This window comes from Uliginosibacterium sp. H1, from assembly GCF_036017065.1.
GTDB lineage: Bacteria > Pseudomonadota > Gammaproteobacteria > Burkholderiales > Rhodocyclaceae > Uliginosibacterium.
Genome location: NZ_JAYXHR010000002.1, coordinates 1,265,765 through 1,281,461 on the forward strand (window position 1 = coordinate 1,265,765; position 15,697 = coordinate 1,281,461).

The 15,697-nt window shown below is 66.8% G+C and carries 15 protein-coding genes and 1 tRNA gene; 11 read left to right on the plus strand and 5 right to left on the minus strand.

All coding sequences use genetic code 11. The annotated features are described in order from the left end of the window. Positions 1-30: 30 nt before the first annotated feature. Entirely contained in the window at positions 31-522 is a 492-nt protein-coding gene (coaD, locus tag VVD47_RS15310) for a pantetheine-phosphate adenylyltransferase (RefSeq protein ID WP_327604356.1), read from the plus strand. 18 nt (positions 523-540) lie between these two features. After that, the gene (locus VVD47_RS15315) at positions 541-792 is read left to right on the plus strand and encodes a YfhL family 4Fe-4S dicluster ferredoxin (protein ID WP_327604357.1); all 252 of its coding nucleotides are present in this window, start codon (positions 541-543) and stop codon (positions 790-792) included. A gap of 79 nt (positions 793-871) precedes the next feature. Here VVD47_RS15315 and VVD47_RS15320 read toward each other — a convergent pair whose 3' ends face one another. After that, positions 872-2,836, minus strand: coding sequence for a dynamin family protein (locus VVD47_RS15320; protein ID WP_327604358.1), 1,965 nt, complete (start codon positions 2,834-2,836; stop codon positions 872-874). Between the two features lie 154 nt (positions 2,837-2,990). Next, complete coding sequence (gene mutM / locus VVD47_RS15325) at positions 2,991-3,806, minus strand: bifunctional DNA-formamidopyrimidine glycosylase/DNA-(apurinic or apyrimidinic site) lyase (RefSeq protein ID WP_327604359.1); 816 nt, start codon at positions 3,804-3,806, stop codon at positions 2,991-2,993. A gap of 144 nt (positions 3,807-3,950) precedes the next feature. Between mutM and VVD47_RS15330 the strand changes: the two genes are divergently transcribed. The 8 genes from VVD47_RS15330 to ychF all read left to right on the plus strand — a co-directional run bounded on the left by VVD47_RS15330 (position 3,951) and on the right by ychF (position 10,740). Beyond that, positions 3,951-5,663: a tetratricopeptide repeat protein gene (locus VVD47_RS15330; protein ID WP_327604360.1), complete on the plus strand. Its 1,713-nt coding sequence runs from the start codon at positions 3,951-3,953 to the stop codon at positions 5,661-5,663. Then, entirely contained in the window at positions 5,663-6,256 is a 594-nt protein-coding gene (gene lolB / locus VVD47_RS15335; protein ID WP_327604361.1) for a lipoprotein insertase outer membrane protein LolB, read from the plus strand. The genes VVD47_RS15330 and lolB overlap by 1 nt, the downstream gene beginning before the upstream one ends. A 7-nt stretch (positions 6,257-6,263) precedes the next feature. Continuing rightward, positions 6,264-7,145, plus strand: a complete 882-nt coding sequence (gene ispE / locus VVD47_RS15340) for a 4-(cytidine 5'-diphospho)-2-C-methyl-D-erythritol kinase (protein WP_327604362.1) — start codon at positions 6,264-6,266, stop codon at positions 7,143-7,145. 22 nt (positions 7,146-7,167) lie between these two features. Beyond that, positions 7,168-7,244: transfer RNA gene (locus VVD47_RS15345), tRNA-Gln, on the plus strand. A gap of 108 nt (positions 7,245-7,352) precedes the next feature. Next, entirely contained in the window at positions 7,353-8,309 is a 957-nt protein-coding gene (locus VVD47_RS15350) for a ribose-phosphate pyrophosphokinase (RefSeq protein WP_327604363.1), read from the plus strand. A 90-nt stretch (positions 8,310-8,399) separates the two neighbouring features. Next, positions 8,400-9,011, plus strand: coding sequence for a 50S ribosomal protein L25/general stress protein Ctc (locus tag VVD47_RS15355; RefSeq protein ID WP_327604364.1), 612 nt, complete (start codon positions 8,400-8,402; stop codon positions 9,009-9,011). Positions 9,012-9,058: 47 nt separating this feature from the next. Further along, positions 9,059-9,652, plus strand: coding sequence for an aminoacyl-tRNA hydrolase (pth, locus tag VVD47_RS15360; RefSeq protein WP_327604365.1), 594 nt, complete (start codon positions 9,059-9,061; stop codon positions 9,650-9,652). Further along, positions 9,649-10,740, plus strand: coding sequence for a redox-regulated ATPase YchF (gene ychF / locus VVD47_RS15365; protein ID WP_327604366.1), 1,092 nt, complete (start codon positions 9,649-9,651; stop codon positions 10,738-10,740). Before pth ends, ychF begins: the two co-directional genes overlap by 4 nt. A 74-nt stretch (positions 10,741-10,814) precedes the next feature. Here ychF and VVD47_RS15370 read toward each other — a convergent pair whose 3' ends face one another. After that, positions 10,815-12,722 carry a diguanylate cyclase domain-containing protein gene (locus tag VVD47_RS15370; protein ID WP_327604367.1) on the minus strand — a complete coding sequence of 636 codons (1,908 nt, stop codon included), beginning with the start codon at positions 12,720-12,722 and terminating at the stop codon, positions 10,815-10,817. Positions 12,723-12,837: 115 nt separating this feature from the next. Between VVD47_RS15370 and gluQRS the strand changes: the two genes are divergently transcribed. After that, positions 12,838-13,770, plus strand: a complete 933-nt coding sequence (gluQRS, locus tag VVD47_RS15375; RefSeq protein WP_327604653.1) for a tRNA glutamyl-Q(34) synthetase GluQRS — start codon at positions 12,838-12,840, stop codon at positions 13,768-13,770. A 12-nt stretch (positions 13,771-13,782) separates the two neighbouring features. Here gluQRS and clsB read toward each other — a convergent pair whose 3' ends face one another. Both clsB and VVD47_RS15385 read right to left on the minus strand, forming a co-directional pair. Continuing rightward, positions 13,783-14,946 carry a cardiolipin synthase ClsB gene (clsB, locus tag VVD47_RS15380; RefSeq protein WP_327604654.1) on the minus strand — a complete coding sequence of 388 codons (1,164 nt, stop codon included), beginning with the start codon at positions 14,944-14,946 and terminating at the stop codon, positions 13,783-13,785. 2 nt (positions 14,947-14,948) lie between these two features. Continuing rightward, positions 14,949-15,692 (minus strand): endonuclease/exonuclease/phosphatase family protein, encoded by a 744-nt coding sequence (locus tag VVD47_RS15385; RefSeq protein WP_327604368.1) that lies wholly within the window; start codon positions 15,690-15,692, stop codon positions 14,949-14,951. Between the last annotated feature and the right edge of the window lie 5 nt (positions 15,693-15,697).

Consider the following 15,697-nt stretch of genomic DNA (forward strand, 5'->3'; position numbering starts at 1 on the left):
GTCCACCATCGAACCCAGACGGAACTGCCCATGACTCATCGCCTTGCGGTATATCCCGGCACTTTCGACCCGCTGACCCGCGGCCACGAGGACATTGCCCGCCGCGCTGCCGGCCTGTTCGATCGTCTCGTGGTGGGGGTGGCGGCCAGTACCGGCAAGCGCCCCTTCTTCACGCTGGAAGAGCGGGTGGAAATGGCGCAGACGGTGCTGGCCGACCTGCCGAACGTGCAGGTGGTGGATTTTTCCGGCCTGTTGATGGATTTCATCCGTGAGCAGGGCGCCCGGGTCATCGTGCGCGGCCTGCGCGCGGTGTCCGACTTCGAGTACGAATTCCAGATGGCGGGGATGAACCGCCGTCTGCACCCGGACGTGGAAACCATCTTCCTGACGCCGGGCGAGGAATACATGTTCGTGTCCGCGACGATGGTGCGCGAGATCGGACAACTGGGTGGCGACGTCGGCACCTTCGTGCGGCCCGTCGTCGCCGAGCGCATCCGCGCCAAGGTGGCCGGTGCGGCGTAGCAAGAGAGAGCAGCAATCATGTCCCTGATCATTACCGACGAATGCATCAACTGCGATGTCTGCGAGCCTGAGTGCCCCAACGAGGCCATCTCGCAGGGCGCGGAGATCTATGAGATCGACCCGTCGAAATGCACCGAGTGCGTCGGCCATTTCGATGAACCGCAATGCCAGCAGGTCTGCCCGGTGGACTGCATCCCGCTCGACAAGGACAACGTCGAGACCAAGGACCAGCTGATGGCGAAGTACATCCGGCTCACCACTGCGCCCTGAACCAGCGGCTGAGGTGGCTGAAAGCACAAGGGCCGGGGCGCATGCGCGCCACCGGCCCTTGTCATTGCGGCGGAAGGTGTCAGGCCGCCAGCGAGTGTTCGTCCTGGTCGGTGCCGTTGAGCGACTGGCCCAGCGAGGCTTCCAGGCCGCGGCGGATCGCACCGAGCTCCTCCAGCTGGCGTAGCAGCGCCGTCTCGGCCTGCTGCAGTTCGCCCAGGCGCTCTTCCAGCGTGCCGGTGGCCTCATGCACCCGCTTCACGCTTTCCAGGCGGCGCTTCAGTTGCAGCTGGTACTCACGCACCTGCGTTTCCAGCGGCGCCATGACGGCACGCAGCCAGTGCTCGACGTCGCGGTTGGCGGTCTCGAAGGTCTTGCGGGCCTCGACGGCGATGGTCTCGAAGAAGCGCTGCGTCACCGTGCCTTTCCACTGCGTGATCATCGCGCCCAGCGTGTTGAGCTGGTCTTCGAAGGCGCGCTCCAGACGGGCGATGTCGCGCTCGTAACGCCAGGTGGAGAAGCTGGCCGGCGCAGCCAGCTTGAGGCCGTGCTCGACGCTGAACTTCTTGTACATCGCGTCCAGCATCTCGGTGATCTCGGTGATCTCGTTGCCGGAGCGCTTGAGGTTGTTGCGCAGGTTGCCGAAGTATTCGCGCATCGCGTCGCGCAGGCCGCGCGAGAAGTTGGAGTCCACCATCGCTTCGCGGGTCCGGCGCGTCTCGCTGCGCAGGGTGTCCATGCCCAGGTGCGCGAACAGGCGGTTCTGCAGGTTGGTGAACACGCTGCGGGTGGCGTGGTACTTGGCCAGGCCCTGTTCGAACTCGTCCTTCTCGGCGCGCACCTTGCGCATCATGTACTCGATGACGCTCTGGTTCTTGCCGCGCAGGTCGCCCATTTCCTTGAGCTGTTCGCGCAGGTTCTTGTGGCGGGCCACCAGCAGCTCGGTCGCACGGCGCAGGATGTCGCCGGCCTCGGCCGTGGCGTTCTCGCGGATGATGGACTGGCGGGTCGGCAGCAGCTCGGTGGACAGCGCCTGCTCCAGTTCGGCGATGCGCGAACGGGCCAGCAGGGTGACATCGCTGTTCACCTTGGCGAGCAGCGCCTTCTGCGCCGACACGGGGAACACCAGCGCGGGCTCGATCGACAGGGTCTGCGCCACGGTGGCGACCTGCCGCTCGATCTCGCTCTCGATTTCCTCTTCGCTGCGTAGGCCGTCCCACAGGCCGTCGATCTTGTTGAGCACGACCACGCGACCGCTGCGCTGGCCGCGACCGATATTCACGTGCTTCTCCCACACCGCGAGGTCGCTCTGGGTCACGCCGGTGTCGGCGGCCAGGATGAACAGCACCGCGTGCGCGTTCGGCAGCAGGGACAGGGTCAGCTCGGGTTCGGAGCCGATGGCGTTCAGTCCCGGGGTGTCAACGATGACCAGGCCTTGTTCCAGCAGCGGATGCGGAAACTGGATGACGGCGTGGCGCCAGGCGGCCACCTCCACCATGCCGTTGGCGTCCGGCTTGGCGCCATCCAGGCCGGTCTCGTCAACCGGGAAGCCCATCGCATCGGCGTCGGCGCGCGTTACCAGGCGGGTCTCGGAGACGCGCGCCAGGGCGGTCTGCAGGCTCTTCGCGTCATCGACATCGACCGGCTCGAAGACCCATTCGGCGGGCTTGCGGCGCAGGTCGGCGACGCTTTCGTTGTTGCGACGGGTGTCGATCGGCAGCAGGCGCACGCCCGGGGTCTGGCCGGCTTCCCACTGCAGCTCGGTCGGGCACATCGTGGTGCGGCCGGCGCTGGAGGGCAGGATGCGGCTGCCGTACTGCGAGAAGAACACCGCGTTGATGAGTTCGGACTTGCCGCGTGAGAACTCCGCGACGAAGGCCACCACCAGCTTGTCCTCGCGCATGCGCTCCAGCAGGTGCTGCAGGCGCAGGTCGGACTGGGCGTCGCCGATATCGTTGTGGGTCAGCCAGTTACGCAGTCCCATCACCGAGCCGGCGACTTCGGTACGCCACTGGGTGTAGGCAGAAAACTGATCGGTCAGGACCATCCTGGACTCCGGGTGGGAGGTTCGTGGGGCCTCCGCGCGCTGCTGTGGCGGATGTCACGAACGAAAGTCAAACAAATGCCAGCAAGCATAACGGTTGTCTCCCGGGGCGCAAGCCGCCCTGAAAGCCAGCCGACAGCCGGCCTGTGGGAGTTATCTACGGCTTCTGGCAGCCCGGACAGTAGAAGGTCGCCCGCTGGCCCATCACGCTGCGCTGCACGACGCCACCGCAACGCGGGCAGGGCAGGCCATCGCGGCCATACACGGCGTACTGCTGCTGGAAATAGCCCGGCTTGCCGTCGCTATGGAGGAAGTCGCGCAGGCTGCTGCCACCGGCCGCTAGCGCGTCGGTCAGGGTTTCCTTGATGGCAGAGGCCAGCCGTTCGCAGCGCGGGCGGGACAACCGCCCGGCCGGCGTGCGGGGCAGGATGGCGGCGCGGAACAGGCTTTCGGATGCGTAGATGTTGCCCACCCCGACCACCTGGGCGGCATCCATGATGAACAGCTTGATTGGCGTGTTGCGCCCCCGGCTGGCCGCGTACAGCCAGGCGCCGTCGAACGCGTCGGACAGGGGCTCCGGGCCGAGACGGGCCAGCAGCGGGTGGGCGTCGACCTGCCCCGGCACCCACAGCGCAGCGCCGAACCGACGCGGATCGCGCAGGCGCAGGGCGACTTCGTCGAACACCAGGTCGAGGTGGTCGTGCTTCTCCGGCAGGGTGGTGGCCGGCAGCACCCGCAGGCTGCCGGACATGCCCAGGTGCAGCAGCAGGGCGCCCTGGGCGAAATCCAGCAGCAGGTACTTGGCACGGCGATCCACCTTTTCCAGGCGGAGACCCTGCAGCAGTCCGGGCAAGCCGGCATCCACCGGGTAGCGCAGGCGAGGCTGGCGCACGATGACCTGGCTGACCGTGCGCCCCAGCAGCGGGGGCGCGATGCCCCGGCGGGTGGTTTCGACCTCTGGAAGTTCCGGCATGGGCTCTCGGGTATGATGGCCGCAACGGCGCGAACCAAGCCTCGGCGGCTTGTTCAAAGCCTGCTGGAGTCCGGCAAGCCCGCCTGCTGCGCACCGTGGTGCGTGGTGACAAATCAGCCGCAAATCTTCGCACGAGTCACGTACATGCTGCCTCCGCTCGTCAAAAACCTGGCCCTCGTGCTGGCACTCGCCAGTACTGGCGTACATGCCCAGGACGTCCTGCCCGATTTCGACAGCCCGCCGCCCGCCAACCTGCCCGCGCAGGAGTTGAGCGGTGCGGTGCTGTTCGAGGCGGTACTCGCGGAGCTGGCGGCCTTGCGGCGCGACCTGCCGACCGCGACGGCCATCTACCTCGATCTGGCGCGCAAGACCCGCGACCCGCGCTATTCGCGGCGCGCCACCGAACTGGCCCTGGTCGCGCGTGACTTCAAGTCGGCCGGCGACGGCGCCCGCCTGTGGCTGGCGCAGGAGCCCGGCAATATCGATGCGGCGCGCATCCTGGCGGGTGTGGTGGCGAGTTCCCGCGGCCGCATCGAGGAGCTGGAGTCGGCCCTCGTGCGCGTGCTGGCCGGTGACAGCGCCAAGCGCGGCGCGCTGCTGGTCGAACTGCCCAGCGTGTATGCCGGCTTTACCGACAAGGCCGCAGCGCTGGCCTCCGTCGAACGCCTGACGGCGCCCTACCTGAACACGCCCGAGGCGCAATTCGCGCGCGCCAGCGCCTACGCCGACGCCAAGCGCAATGACGCGGCCGGGGCGGCGGCCGGCGAGGCCCTGAAGCTCAAGCCGGATTTCGAACAGGCCGCCATCCTGCGCGCCCAGGCTGCGCCCTCGGTGCGCCGCGCGGCGGCGATGGAACAGCTGGGCGAGTTCGGCAAGCAGTACCCGCAAGCGCGCGAAGCCCGCATGAGCTACGGCCGCTGGCTGGTCAGCGAGCGCCGCAACCAGGAAGCCGCCGAGGTCTATCGCAAGCTGCTGGCGGACTTTCCGGACAATCGCGAGTTCGCATTTGCCGTGGCCCTGTTGTCGGCCGAGGTTGGCGACAACGCTACCGCCGAGGCACAGCTGCGCCGCCTGATCGCCGAGGGTTACCGCCCCGACCTGCTGCACCTGCAGCTCGGCCGGCTGCTCGCGAGCACCAATCGCGACGATGCGGCCGTCATCGAGCTCAGCCAGGTCGGCGTCGGCGAGCACTACGCAGCGGCCCGCATGGGGCTTGCGCAGATCGAAGTGAAACGCGGCCGCATGGATGCAGCGCGTGCGCTGTTGCGTGCCGCCTCGGAGCAGGACACCGGCAACTTCGAGAACTACCTGCTGGCCGAAGCCCAGCTGTTGCGCCAGAGCCAGCGCGACGCGGATTCGCTCAAGGTGCTCGATGAACTGCTGGCCCGCCGGCCGGACAACCAGGATGCGCTGTACGAGTCCGCGCTGACGTCCGATCGCCTGCAGAAGTACGACGTCATGGAGTCGCGCCTTCGTCGCCTCATCGTGCTGCGTCCCGATGGCGCCCATGCCTACAACGCGCTGGGCTATTCCTTCGCCGATCGAAACGTACGCCTGGACGAAGCGGAAAAGCTGATCGCGCAGGCCCTGAAGCTGCAGCCGGAGGACCCGGCCATCCTCGACAGCATGGGCTGGGTGAAATACCGGCGTGGTGATTTCAAGGGCGCGCTCGACTACCTGCAGCGGGCACATGCGATCAACCAGGATGCCGAGATCACGGCCCATCTTGGCGAAGTGCTGTGGGCGCTCGGTCGTCGTGACGAGGCGCGCAAGACCTGGCAGAACTCACTGAAGGACAACCCCGAAAGTACCGTGCTGCGCACGACCATGTTGCGCCTGACCGGCGAAAAGCCCTGATGCACCCATCCACCTTCGTTTCCTGGCGCGCCCGCCTGTTGCTGGTCGGCGCAGCCCTGCTCATGTGTGCCTGTGCCGGCACGCCGCAGAAGAAGACCGACATTCCGCCGCGCCCGGCCCGCGAAACCATCAATGCCTTCCAGTTCGACGCCCGCGCCGCCATCCGCTACGGCCAGCGCGCCGAGAACGTGCGCATCATGTGGCAGCACGCGCCGGAGGCCGATGCCATCGGTTTCGCGAACCCGCTGGGTTCGGTGCTGGCCGAATTGCAGCGCGACGCCCAGGGCGCCCGCTGGATCACCGATTCCGGCGAGCGCTATGACGCACGTACGCCGGATGTGCTGATCGCGCGGATGACCGAGGTGCCGGTGCCGATCGCGTCGCTGGCGCTGTGGGTGGTGGGGCGTGCCGGCCCATCGGCCCAGGTGCTGAACCGCGACCCCCAAGGACGTCCGCTCAGCCTGCAGGACAAGGAGTGGACGATCAGCTACCTCGGCTACGAGAGCGAGCAGCCCAACGCCTTACCCAGCCTGATCGAAGCCGAGAACGGTCCCTTGCGCATCCGCCTCGCCATTGAAGAATGGCTGTTGTGAGGGTGTCTTGAGCGAGCGCGTGTTGCGCGGGCTGGCGCCTGCGAAGATCAACCTGTTCCTGCACATCACCGGCCGCCGCGAGGACGGCTACCACACGCTGCAGACCGCCTTCCGCATGCTCGACCACGGCGACATGCTGAGCTTCGTCTTGCGCGAGGACGGCGAGGTGCGACGCGTGAGCGAGCTGGCGGGTGTCGAACCGGAGCACGACCTCGTCGTGCGTGCCGCGCGCCTGTTGCAGGCACGCACCGGCTGCAGGCTCGGCGTGGAAATCGGGGTCGAGAAGCGCCTGCCGATGGGCGGTGGCCTGGGCGGGGGCAGTTCGGATGCCGCGACGACCTTGCTGGCGCTGAACCGTCTATGGGGGCTCGGCCTGCCGCGCCAGACCCTGCAGGAATGGGCGCTGACCCTGGGTGCGGACGTGCCTTTCTTCGTCTTCGGACGCAGCGCCTTCGCCGAGGGCGTGGGCGAAGCCCTGCGTCCGCTGCGTATTCCGCCGGCCTGGTATGTCGTCGTCGAGCCCCCCGTCAGCGTTCCCACCGTGGAGATTTTCGCGGCGAAGGATTTGACGCGTGACACCAAACCCATCATAATCGCTGGCTCCTTGGCTGAGGGGTCGCCAAGCTTGTTCGACAGCGGGTTGTGGAATGCAACGCGCAACGACATGGAAGCCGTGGCCTCTCGTCGCTACCCGCAAGTGGCAGCAGCGCTGGAAGCGCTGAAACCCTTCGGGACGCCGCGAATGAGTGGTTCAGGCGCCTGCGTGTTCCTGCCCTGCCCGGATGAGGCAAAGGCAAGACAGGTAGTCGAAGCACTGGATCATGACTGGCGGGTGTGGGCAGCAGCGGGGCTCGATGAGCATCCCTTGCTGACCTGGGCGGAAGACTGAGGAAAAGGTTTTAAAGGTTAATTGGGGAGTCGCCAAGTTGGCTAAGGCTCCGGATTTTGATTCCGGCATTCGAGGGTTCGAGTCCTTCCTCCCCAGCCAATCGATCGGGCAGACCCTTCAGGGGTCTGCCCGTGTGTTTTTGGGCGCCGATGGCGTCGGCATACTGAGTCAAAACGTGCTTCGCCGCGCGTGTTCGAGAGGCTAGTCATGGCTTACCGCAGCCTGATGGTGTTCACCGGCAACTCCAATCCCAAGTTGGCAGCCGATGTCGTCAAGCGTTTGGGCATCCCGCTCGGCGCTGCCACCGTAGGCCGTTTCTCGGACGGTGAAGTCAACGTCGAGTTGCTGGAGAACGTGCGCGGTCGCGACGTGTTCATCCTGCAGCCGACCTGCATGCCGACCAACGAGAACCTCATCGAGCTGCTCGTGATGGTCGACGCGCTGAAGCGTGCGTCCGCCGGCCGGATCACCGCCGCCATCCCGTATTTCGGCTACGCCCGCCAGGATCGCCGCCCTCGCTCGGCGCGCGTCGCGATCACCGCCAAGGTGGTGGCCAACATGCTGCAGGCCGCCGGCGTGCAGCGCGTGCTGACGGTCGATCTGCATGCCGACCAGATCCAGGGTTTCTTCGACATCCCGGTCGACAACATCTATGCGACGCCGATCCTGCTGGATCACCTGCGCAAGACCGAGCCGCTGGAAGACCTGATGGTGGTGTCGCCGGACGTCGGCGGCGTGGTGCGTGCCCGCGCGGTCGCCAAGCACCTGGAAACCGATCTGGCGATCATCGACAAGCGTCGTCCCAAAGCCAACGTGTCCGAGGTGATGAACATCATCGGTGACATCCAGGGCCGCACCTGCGTGATCGTCGACGACATCGTCGACACCGCCGGCACCCTGTGCAAGGCGGCCCAGGCACTGAAGGAACATGGCGCGAAGCGCGTCGTCGCCTATATCACCCACGCGGTGCTGTCGGGCGCGGCGATCAGCCGCATCAACGATTCGGAACTGGACCAACTGGTGGTGACCGACACCATCCCGCTGCGCGACGACGCGCGCGCCAGTTCGCGGATCAAGCAGATTTCCATCGGTGCGATGCTGGCGGACACCATGCTGCGCATCAGCAACGAAGAGTCGGTGAGCTCGCTGTTCACCGACGAGTAAGCAGAAACAGTTTTTGCGGCGGACATGTCGTCCGCCGTTTTGTGTAACGCAAACCTGGTCGCGGGTGCGCGTTTAATCTGGAGAAAGACCATGCAATTCAACATCACAGCCGCCAAGCGCGACGACAAGGGTACGGGTGCGAGCCGCCGCCTGCGTCGCGCCGGTTCGGTGCCCGGCATCATCTACGGTGGCGCTGCCGACCCGGTCCAGATCTCGCTGGATCACAACGACCTGTTCCACGCGCTGCGCAAGGAAGCCTTCCATGCGTCCGTGCTGAACATCGACGTTGCCGGCAGCAAGGAAACCGTGGTGCTGCGTACCACCCAATGGCACCCGTACAAGCAGCAAGTGCTGCACATCGACTTCCAGCGCGTCGACGCCAGCAAGAAGATGCACATCAAGGTGCCGCTGCACTTCATCAACGCCGACATCGCCCCGGGCGTCAAGCTGGAAGGCGGCATCGTGTCGCACGTGCTGAACGAAGTGGACGTCGAGTGCCTGCCGGGCAACCTGCCGGAGTTCATCGAAGTCGATCTGAAGGATCTGACGATCGGCCACTCCCTGCATGCTTCCCAACTGCAGCTGCCGGCTGGCGTGTCGCTGGTGCAACACGGTGAAGGCGACCCGGTCGTGGCGACCGTCCTGCAGGTGCGTGGCTCCGTCGCCGACACCGAAGGCGACGCCGCTGCCCCGGCAGCCTGATCGCACGGGCGCGTGCCGCGCAGATTGCACGGTTGCACTGACGCTGCATGACGCAAGCCGCGCCCAAGCTGATCGTCGGCCTCGGAAACCCCGGGGCCGAGTATTCCGAAACCCGGCACAACGCCGGGTTTTGGTTTTGTGAGCGGCTGGCGCGCGAACTCGGCGCGCCGCTGAACCACGAGTCGCGGTATCACGGCTTCGTCGGCCGTGCCGGCAATGTGTGGATCCTGCTGCCGCAGACCTACATGAACCGCTCGGGCCAGGCCGTGCAGCCGCTGGCGCATTTCTACCGTATCGCACCGGCTGAAATGCTGGTGGTGCATGATGAGCTGGACATTCCGCCCGGCCAGTTGCGCCTGAAGTTCGGTGGCGGCCTCGGCGGTCACAACGGACTCAAGGACATCACCGCGCGCCTGGCTACCCAGGATTACTGGCGCCTGCGGATCGGCATCGGTCACCCCGGCGACAAGGCCGAAGTGGCGAACTACGTACTCAACCGCGCGCGACGCGAAGAGCAGGAAGACATCGACGCGGCGGTGGATCGCGCACTGCTCGCCTGGCCGAAGATCGCCAAAGGCGAATGGAACGCGGCGATCCAGACCCTCAATACGCGCCCTGCGGCGCCCAAGGACAAAGCATGAGCCTCAAATGCGGCATCGTCGGCCTGCCCAACGTCGGCAAGTCCACCCTCTTCAACGCGCTGACCAAATCGGGCATCGCGGCCGAGAACTATCCGTTCTGCACCATCGAGCCCAACGTGGGCATCGTGGAAGTGCCGGACGCACGCATGCAGCAACTGGCCGAGATCGTGAAGCCGCAGAAGATCCAGCCGGCGATCGTCGAGTTCGTCGACATCGCGGGCCTGGTGGCGGGTGCGTCCAAGGGCGAAGGCCTGGGCAACCAGTTCCTCGCTAACATCCGCGAGACGGACGCCATCGTGAACGTGGTGCGCTGCTTCGATGACGACAACGTCGTGCACGTGTCCGGCAAGGTCGATCCGCTGGCCGACATCGACACCATCCTGACCGAACTGGCGCTGGCCGACATGAGTGCGGTCGAGAAGGCCGTCCAGCGCGAGAGCAAGAAGGCGCGCGCCGGTGACAAGGACGCGCAGAAGCTCGTCGCACTGCTGGAGGGCATGCTGCCGCACCTCAACGAAGGCAAGCCGGCACGTACGCTGAAGCTGTCCAGCGACGACGTCGCGCTGCTCAAGCCGCTGTGCCTGATGACGCTGAAGCCCGCGATGTACGTGGGCAACGTGATGGAGGACGGCTTCGAGAACAACCCGCACCTGGACCGCCTGCGCGAACATGCGGCCAAGGAAGGTGCGCCGGTCGTGGCGCTGTGCGCCAAGATCGAGCAGGAGCTCGCCGACCTGGAAGACGAGGACAAGATGGCCTTCCTCGCCGACCTGGGCCTGTCCGAGCCCGGCCTCAACCGCCTGATCCGCGCCGGCTACGACCTCCTGGGCCTGCAGACCTACTTCACCGCGGGTGTGAAGGAGGTGCGCGCCTGGACCATCCACAAGGGCGATACCGCGCCGCAGGCCGCCGGCGTGATCCACACCGATTTCGAGAAGGGTTTCATCCGCGCTCAGACCATCGCCTTCGATGATTTCATCCAGTACAAGGGTGAGGCCGGCGCCAAGGAAGCGGGCAAGATGCGCGCGGAAGGCAAGGAATACGTCGTGAAGGATGGCGACGTCCTGAACTTCCTGTTCAACGTCTGAGGTTTGCCCCCTGCAGAAAAGAGAAGGGCCGCGACAAGCGGCCCTTCTCTTTTCTGGCGTCCCAACGCCTGCGTTCAGGCGTCGAGGTGGCGCTTGCCCGGCTCGGTGGGGAAGTTGAGCGGCAGCTGCTGCCCGTCCGGCACGGGCGCGATCTGGACGCTCGCGCCGCCCTCGCTCTTCGAGCGGTACATGGCCTTGTCGGCCAGCGCCAGCAACTGCACCGGCGTGTCGCCATGGTCGGGATACATCGCGATGCCGATGCTGACCCCCAGCCGGTATTCGCAGCCATCCACGAAGACCGGTTCGCGCACCGCGTCGATGATCTTGTCGGCGACGGGGCAGGTGTCCAGGCGTTCGTCGGCCTCGTTGAGCACCACCACGAACTCATCGCCCCCCAGGCGCGCGATGGTGTCGCTCTCGCGCACCGTGCGGCGCAGGCGTTCCGCCACCGTGCGCAGTGCGCGGTCGCCTGCCGCATGGCCGGCGCTGTCGTTGATGAGCTTGAAGTCGTCCAGGTCCAGCAGCATCACCACCACCCGCTGACCCCAGCGCCGCGCCTGGGCGATCGCCTGCTCCAGCCTGTCGTCGAGCAGGCGGCGGTTGGGCAGCCCGGTCAGGGTGTCGTGGTGGGCGAGGTGGCGGAAGCGCGCGGCATTGTCCATGCGCTCGGTGATGTCGGTGCCGACGCCGTGGTAGCCGCAGAAGCGCCCGTGCTCGTCGAACATCGGGTGCCCGCTGCTCGACACCCAGCGCAACTCGCCTGCGCGCGAAGGCATCTGGTAGACGAAGTCGGCAAAGGGCTCGTGTGCATCGAGCTGGGTCCTGTGGGCGGACCACTGTTCCTCGCTCACGCCGGCGATGCCGGGCAACTCCCAGCGTCGCCGGCCGAGGGCGTGATGGCTGGGGGTCAGCAGGGCGTCGAGGTGGGCACCGTTCAACTGGGTGTAGCGGAACTCCGCGTCCTGCTCCCAGTACCAGTCCGAGGACAGCGCGGCGAGGTGGCGGAAGCGACGCTCGCTGGCGCGCAGTTGCGATTCGGCGTAGAGCCGCTCCGAGATGTCGGACACCAGCCACACCACGCCGCGCGCCAGGTCGCCGGGCTGCAGGGCGCGTGCCGACAGTTCGGCCCAGAAGCGACGGCCATCGCGACGCAGCAGGCAGGCGGTGTAGTCCAGGCTGCCGTCGGGGCGCTGTTGCAGCGCGGTGTCGCGCTCGGCCCATTCCCCCGGGTTCTCGTGCAGCGCGCCGAGCATGCTGCCGATGAAGCTGTCGTACGGACACGCGAACAACTCCGCCGCGCGGCGGTTGCATTTGACGACGCGTCCCTCGCGCACCAGCAGCACGCCTTCGGCGACGGCATCCAGGATCAGGGCCTGCTCACGATTCGTGGCTTCGCTGCGCTCACGCAGTTCGATCAGCGCGACGGCGCGACGATGCAGCGCACGGTGCGAAAGTGCGAGCACCAGCGTGGCGGCAAGGATTCCCCAGGCGGACAGCCGCATCGCGCTGCCTTCGGAGGCAAGCCGCCAGGCCAGCGGCAGCATCATGGGCAGCAGGAAACACAGGTAGGCATGGCGGAACAAGGCCATCAGCAGACCCGCCATGGTTGCCGAGGTCAGCAGGATGATGACCAGGGCCAGCAGGTAGCCGTCCGGCACCGGGCGTTGTGCGAGGAGCGGCAGGGCGCCCCAGCACTGGCCGGCAATCAGGCACTTGGCCGCGTAGAATCGTTCCGCCTGCGCCAGCCGCAGCCGGTCGTTGCCGGCGGCCTGCATCAGGCGGGCGATGAACAGCGAGCACAACGAGAGGCCCAGCAGGACCAGGCCCCACGTCCAGAGGGCCGGTGCCGTGGCTACGCCGGCCAGCCAGGCGAGGCCGATCGGCGCGGCCAGCGCCACGCCCGACAGGCCGATGCGTACGCTGGCGACCATCAGGAGATGACGTTCGCATGAATCGGGCAGGATGCGGGGCAGGCGGTTCATCGCTTCAGGGATGCGCCCTGCGCCCACGAATGGCGCGAGAAAATATGGAATGTCGACAGCATCTGCCGTGCCCCCGTCACCTCTGCCCGTCGGAGCCGTGGATCGCGCCACCCACATGACGAATCCGGCTTCCGATCATTCTGTCTCTTGCCGCGACTACGTTGGTCGCTTCGCCCCGTCGCCTACCGGCCCCCTGCATTTCGGGTCGCTGGTGGCGGCGTTGGGCTCCTGTCTGGACGCCCGCCATGCCGGTGGCCGCTGGTTGCTGCGCATGGAAGATGTCGATGCGCCGCGCTGCGTGCCGGGGGCCGCAGACACCATCCTGCTGCAACTGGAAGCCCTCGGCTTCGAGTGGGATGGCGAACTGCTATGGCAGAGTCGTCGGGAACGACATTACCACGCAGCGCTGACACGCTTGCGTGACAAATCTGCGGTTTATCCATGTGCCTGCACGCGCCGCGAGATGGCCGATTCGGCACTGGCCCGCGACGGTTCGCGGCGCTACCCCGGTACTTGCCGGTCCGGGCTGCCCGCGGGGCGCGAGGCGCGCGCCTGGCGGCTGCGCACGCAACCCGGCGTGTTGCGTTTCGTCGACCTGCTGCAGGGCGAGGTCAGCGAAGACCTCGAGCGCGATGTCGGCGACTTCGTGCTGCTGCGGGCCGATGGATTGTTTGCCTACCAGCTGGCGGTCGTCGTGGACGATGCGGAGCAGGGCGTGACGCATGTGGTCCGCGGTGCCGACCTGCTGGACTCCACGCTGCGCCAGATCTACCTGCAGCAGCAACTGGACTACCCGACGCCGCAGTACCTGCATCTTCCCGTCGCGACCAACATGCAGGGGGAGAAGCTGTCCAAGCAGACCCTCGCCCGCGCCCTGGACGTCACCGCGCCGGCGCGGACACTCGCCGGCGCACTGCGCTTCCTGGGCCAGCCCCTGCCGGCCGACTGGGCCGATGCCAGCCTTGCCGAACTGTGGCGCTGGGCGATCGCCCACTGGGACAGGGCGCGCATTCCACGCATGCGCGCGGTGGCCTGGCCAGAAGGCTGAGCAGCCCCGCTGTCAGCGCTCCGGGCGTTCCCGGGCATAGCCCGCCACGCCGATCAGCAGCCGCACCAGGCCATACGCGGCCCAGCTCAGCCCGCGCACGAAAAAGGGTTGGCGGCGCCAGCGCTTGCGGGTGAGATTCTCGCCCCCCTCGGCCATCGCGCGCTGCAGGCTGACCCGCAGTTCAGTGGTGAAGCCGATGTCGCGCACCACCACGTTGGCCTCGCGCGCCAGCATCAGGCTGAACGGGTCGATGTTGCTGGACCCGACGGTGGCCCAGTCCTGGTCCACAACCGCCACCTTGGCATGCAGAAAGCTCAGGCGGTATTCGATGATGCGCACGCCGGCGTCCAGCAGCGTCGGGTAGAGGGCGCGGCAGGCATGGTGCAGCAGCCAGTATTCGACGCGGCCCTGCAGCAGGAGCGTGACCTTCACGCCGCGCGCTGCGGCATCCATCAGCGCACGCCGGAAGCGCCAGCCGGGCAGGAAATAGGCGTTGGCGAGGATGACCTCGTGGCGGGCCTGCTCGATGGCGTCCAGGTAGGCGACCTCGATGTCGCGACGGTGACGCAGGTTGTCGCGCACCACGAATGCAGCCCGGCGCGTCCCGACGCTGCGCGTCACCGGCTGCAGCCGCGGCTGCTCGTCGGGGCGGTGGTGAAAGTCGGCCCAGCGCAGGCGCATCCACAGGCTCAGCGCCGCCTGGTGGATCTCCGACAGCAGAGGACCTTCTATCCGTACGGCATAGTCGAAGCGCGGCGGTATCTGCGCCGGGGTGTTCATGTCGTCGATGATGTTGATGCCGCCGACGAAAGCCAGGCGGGCATCCACCACCACCAGTTTGCGATGCAGGCGGCGCAGGCGGTGGCGGCGCATGTTCAGCGCGGCGATCTCGCGGCGGAAGATCATCACCTCCACGCCCGCATCCAGCAGGCGCAGCGCGGTGTCGCGCACAAAGCTGCGGCCACCGAAGCCGTCCACCATCACCCGCACCGCGATGCCACGCTTGACCGCGTCGATCAACGCGGCGGTGATGCGCTCGCCCGTCGCGTCGGCTTCGTAGATGTAGGTTTCCAGATGGACCTCGGAGCGTGCTTCGGCGATGGCTGCCAGCAAGGCCGGAAAGTACTGGGCCCCACTTTCCAGCAGCCGGATGTCATTACCGCCGAGCACCTCCATGCTCAAGCAACCAGCTCCAGTTCGGCAGTCAGTGGCGAGTGGTCGGACAGCTTTGCCCAGCGCGATCCGGAATGGACCTGTGCGTCGCGCACGCGCAGGCCGCGCAGGTAGATGCGGTCCAGCCGCAGTACCGGCATGCTGCTGGGAAAGCTGCGCGCGGGCTGCTCGTCGAACTCGGTGAAGGCCTCGTGCAGGCTGAGCCGTTCGGCCAGCCAGTCGCTGGCGTGCACCCGCCAGTCATTGAAGTCACCGGCGATGATCAGCGGCGCATCGTGCGGGATGTTGTGCTCCACGTGCTCGGCCAGTAGCTCCAGCTGGCGCCGGCGCTGGTACTCGGTCAGCGACAGGTGCACGCAGATGCCATGTACGGTGCGCTTGCCCAGTTCCAGCTCGCAATGCAGCAACCCGCGCCGCTCCAGACGTGTCAGGCTGACGTCATGGTTGGCGGCTGCCGTGATCGGGAAACGCGACAGCACGGCATTGCCATGGTGGCCATGACCATACACGGCGTTGTGTCCGTAGGCGGCCTGCCAGTTGTCCTCCGCCAGGAACTCATGCTGGCCGTGTGCGGGCCAGTCGTTGTGGCGCAGGGCATGGCGGCTGTGCTGTCCCTGGACTTCCTGCAGGAAGAGGATGTCGGGGTTGAGTCCGCGCAAGCGCTCCCGCAATTCGTGCACCATGAGGCGGCGGTTGAACTGCGAGAAACCCTTGTGGATGTTGTAGGTGCAAACGCTCAGTGTCTGCATGGATT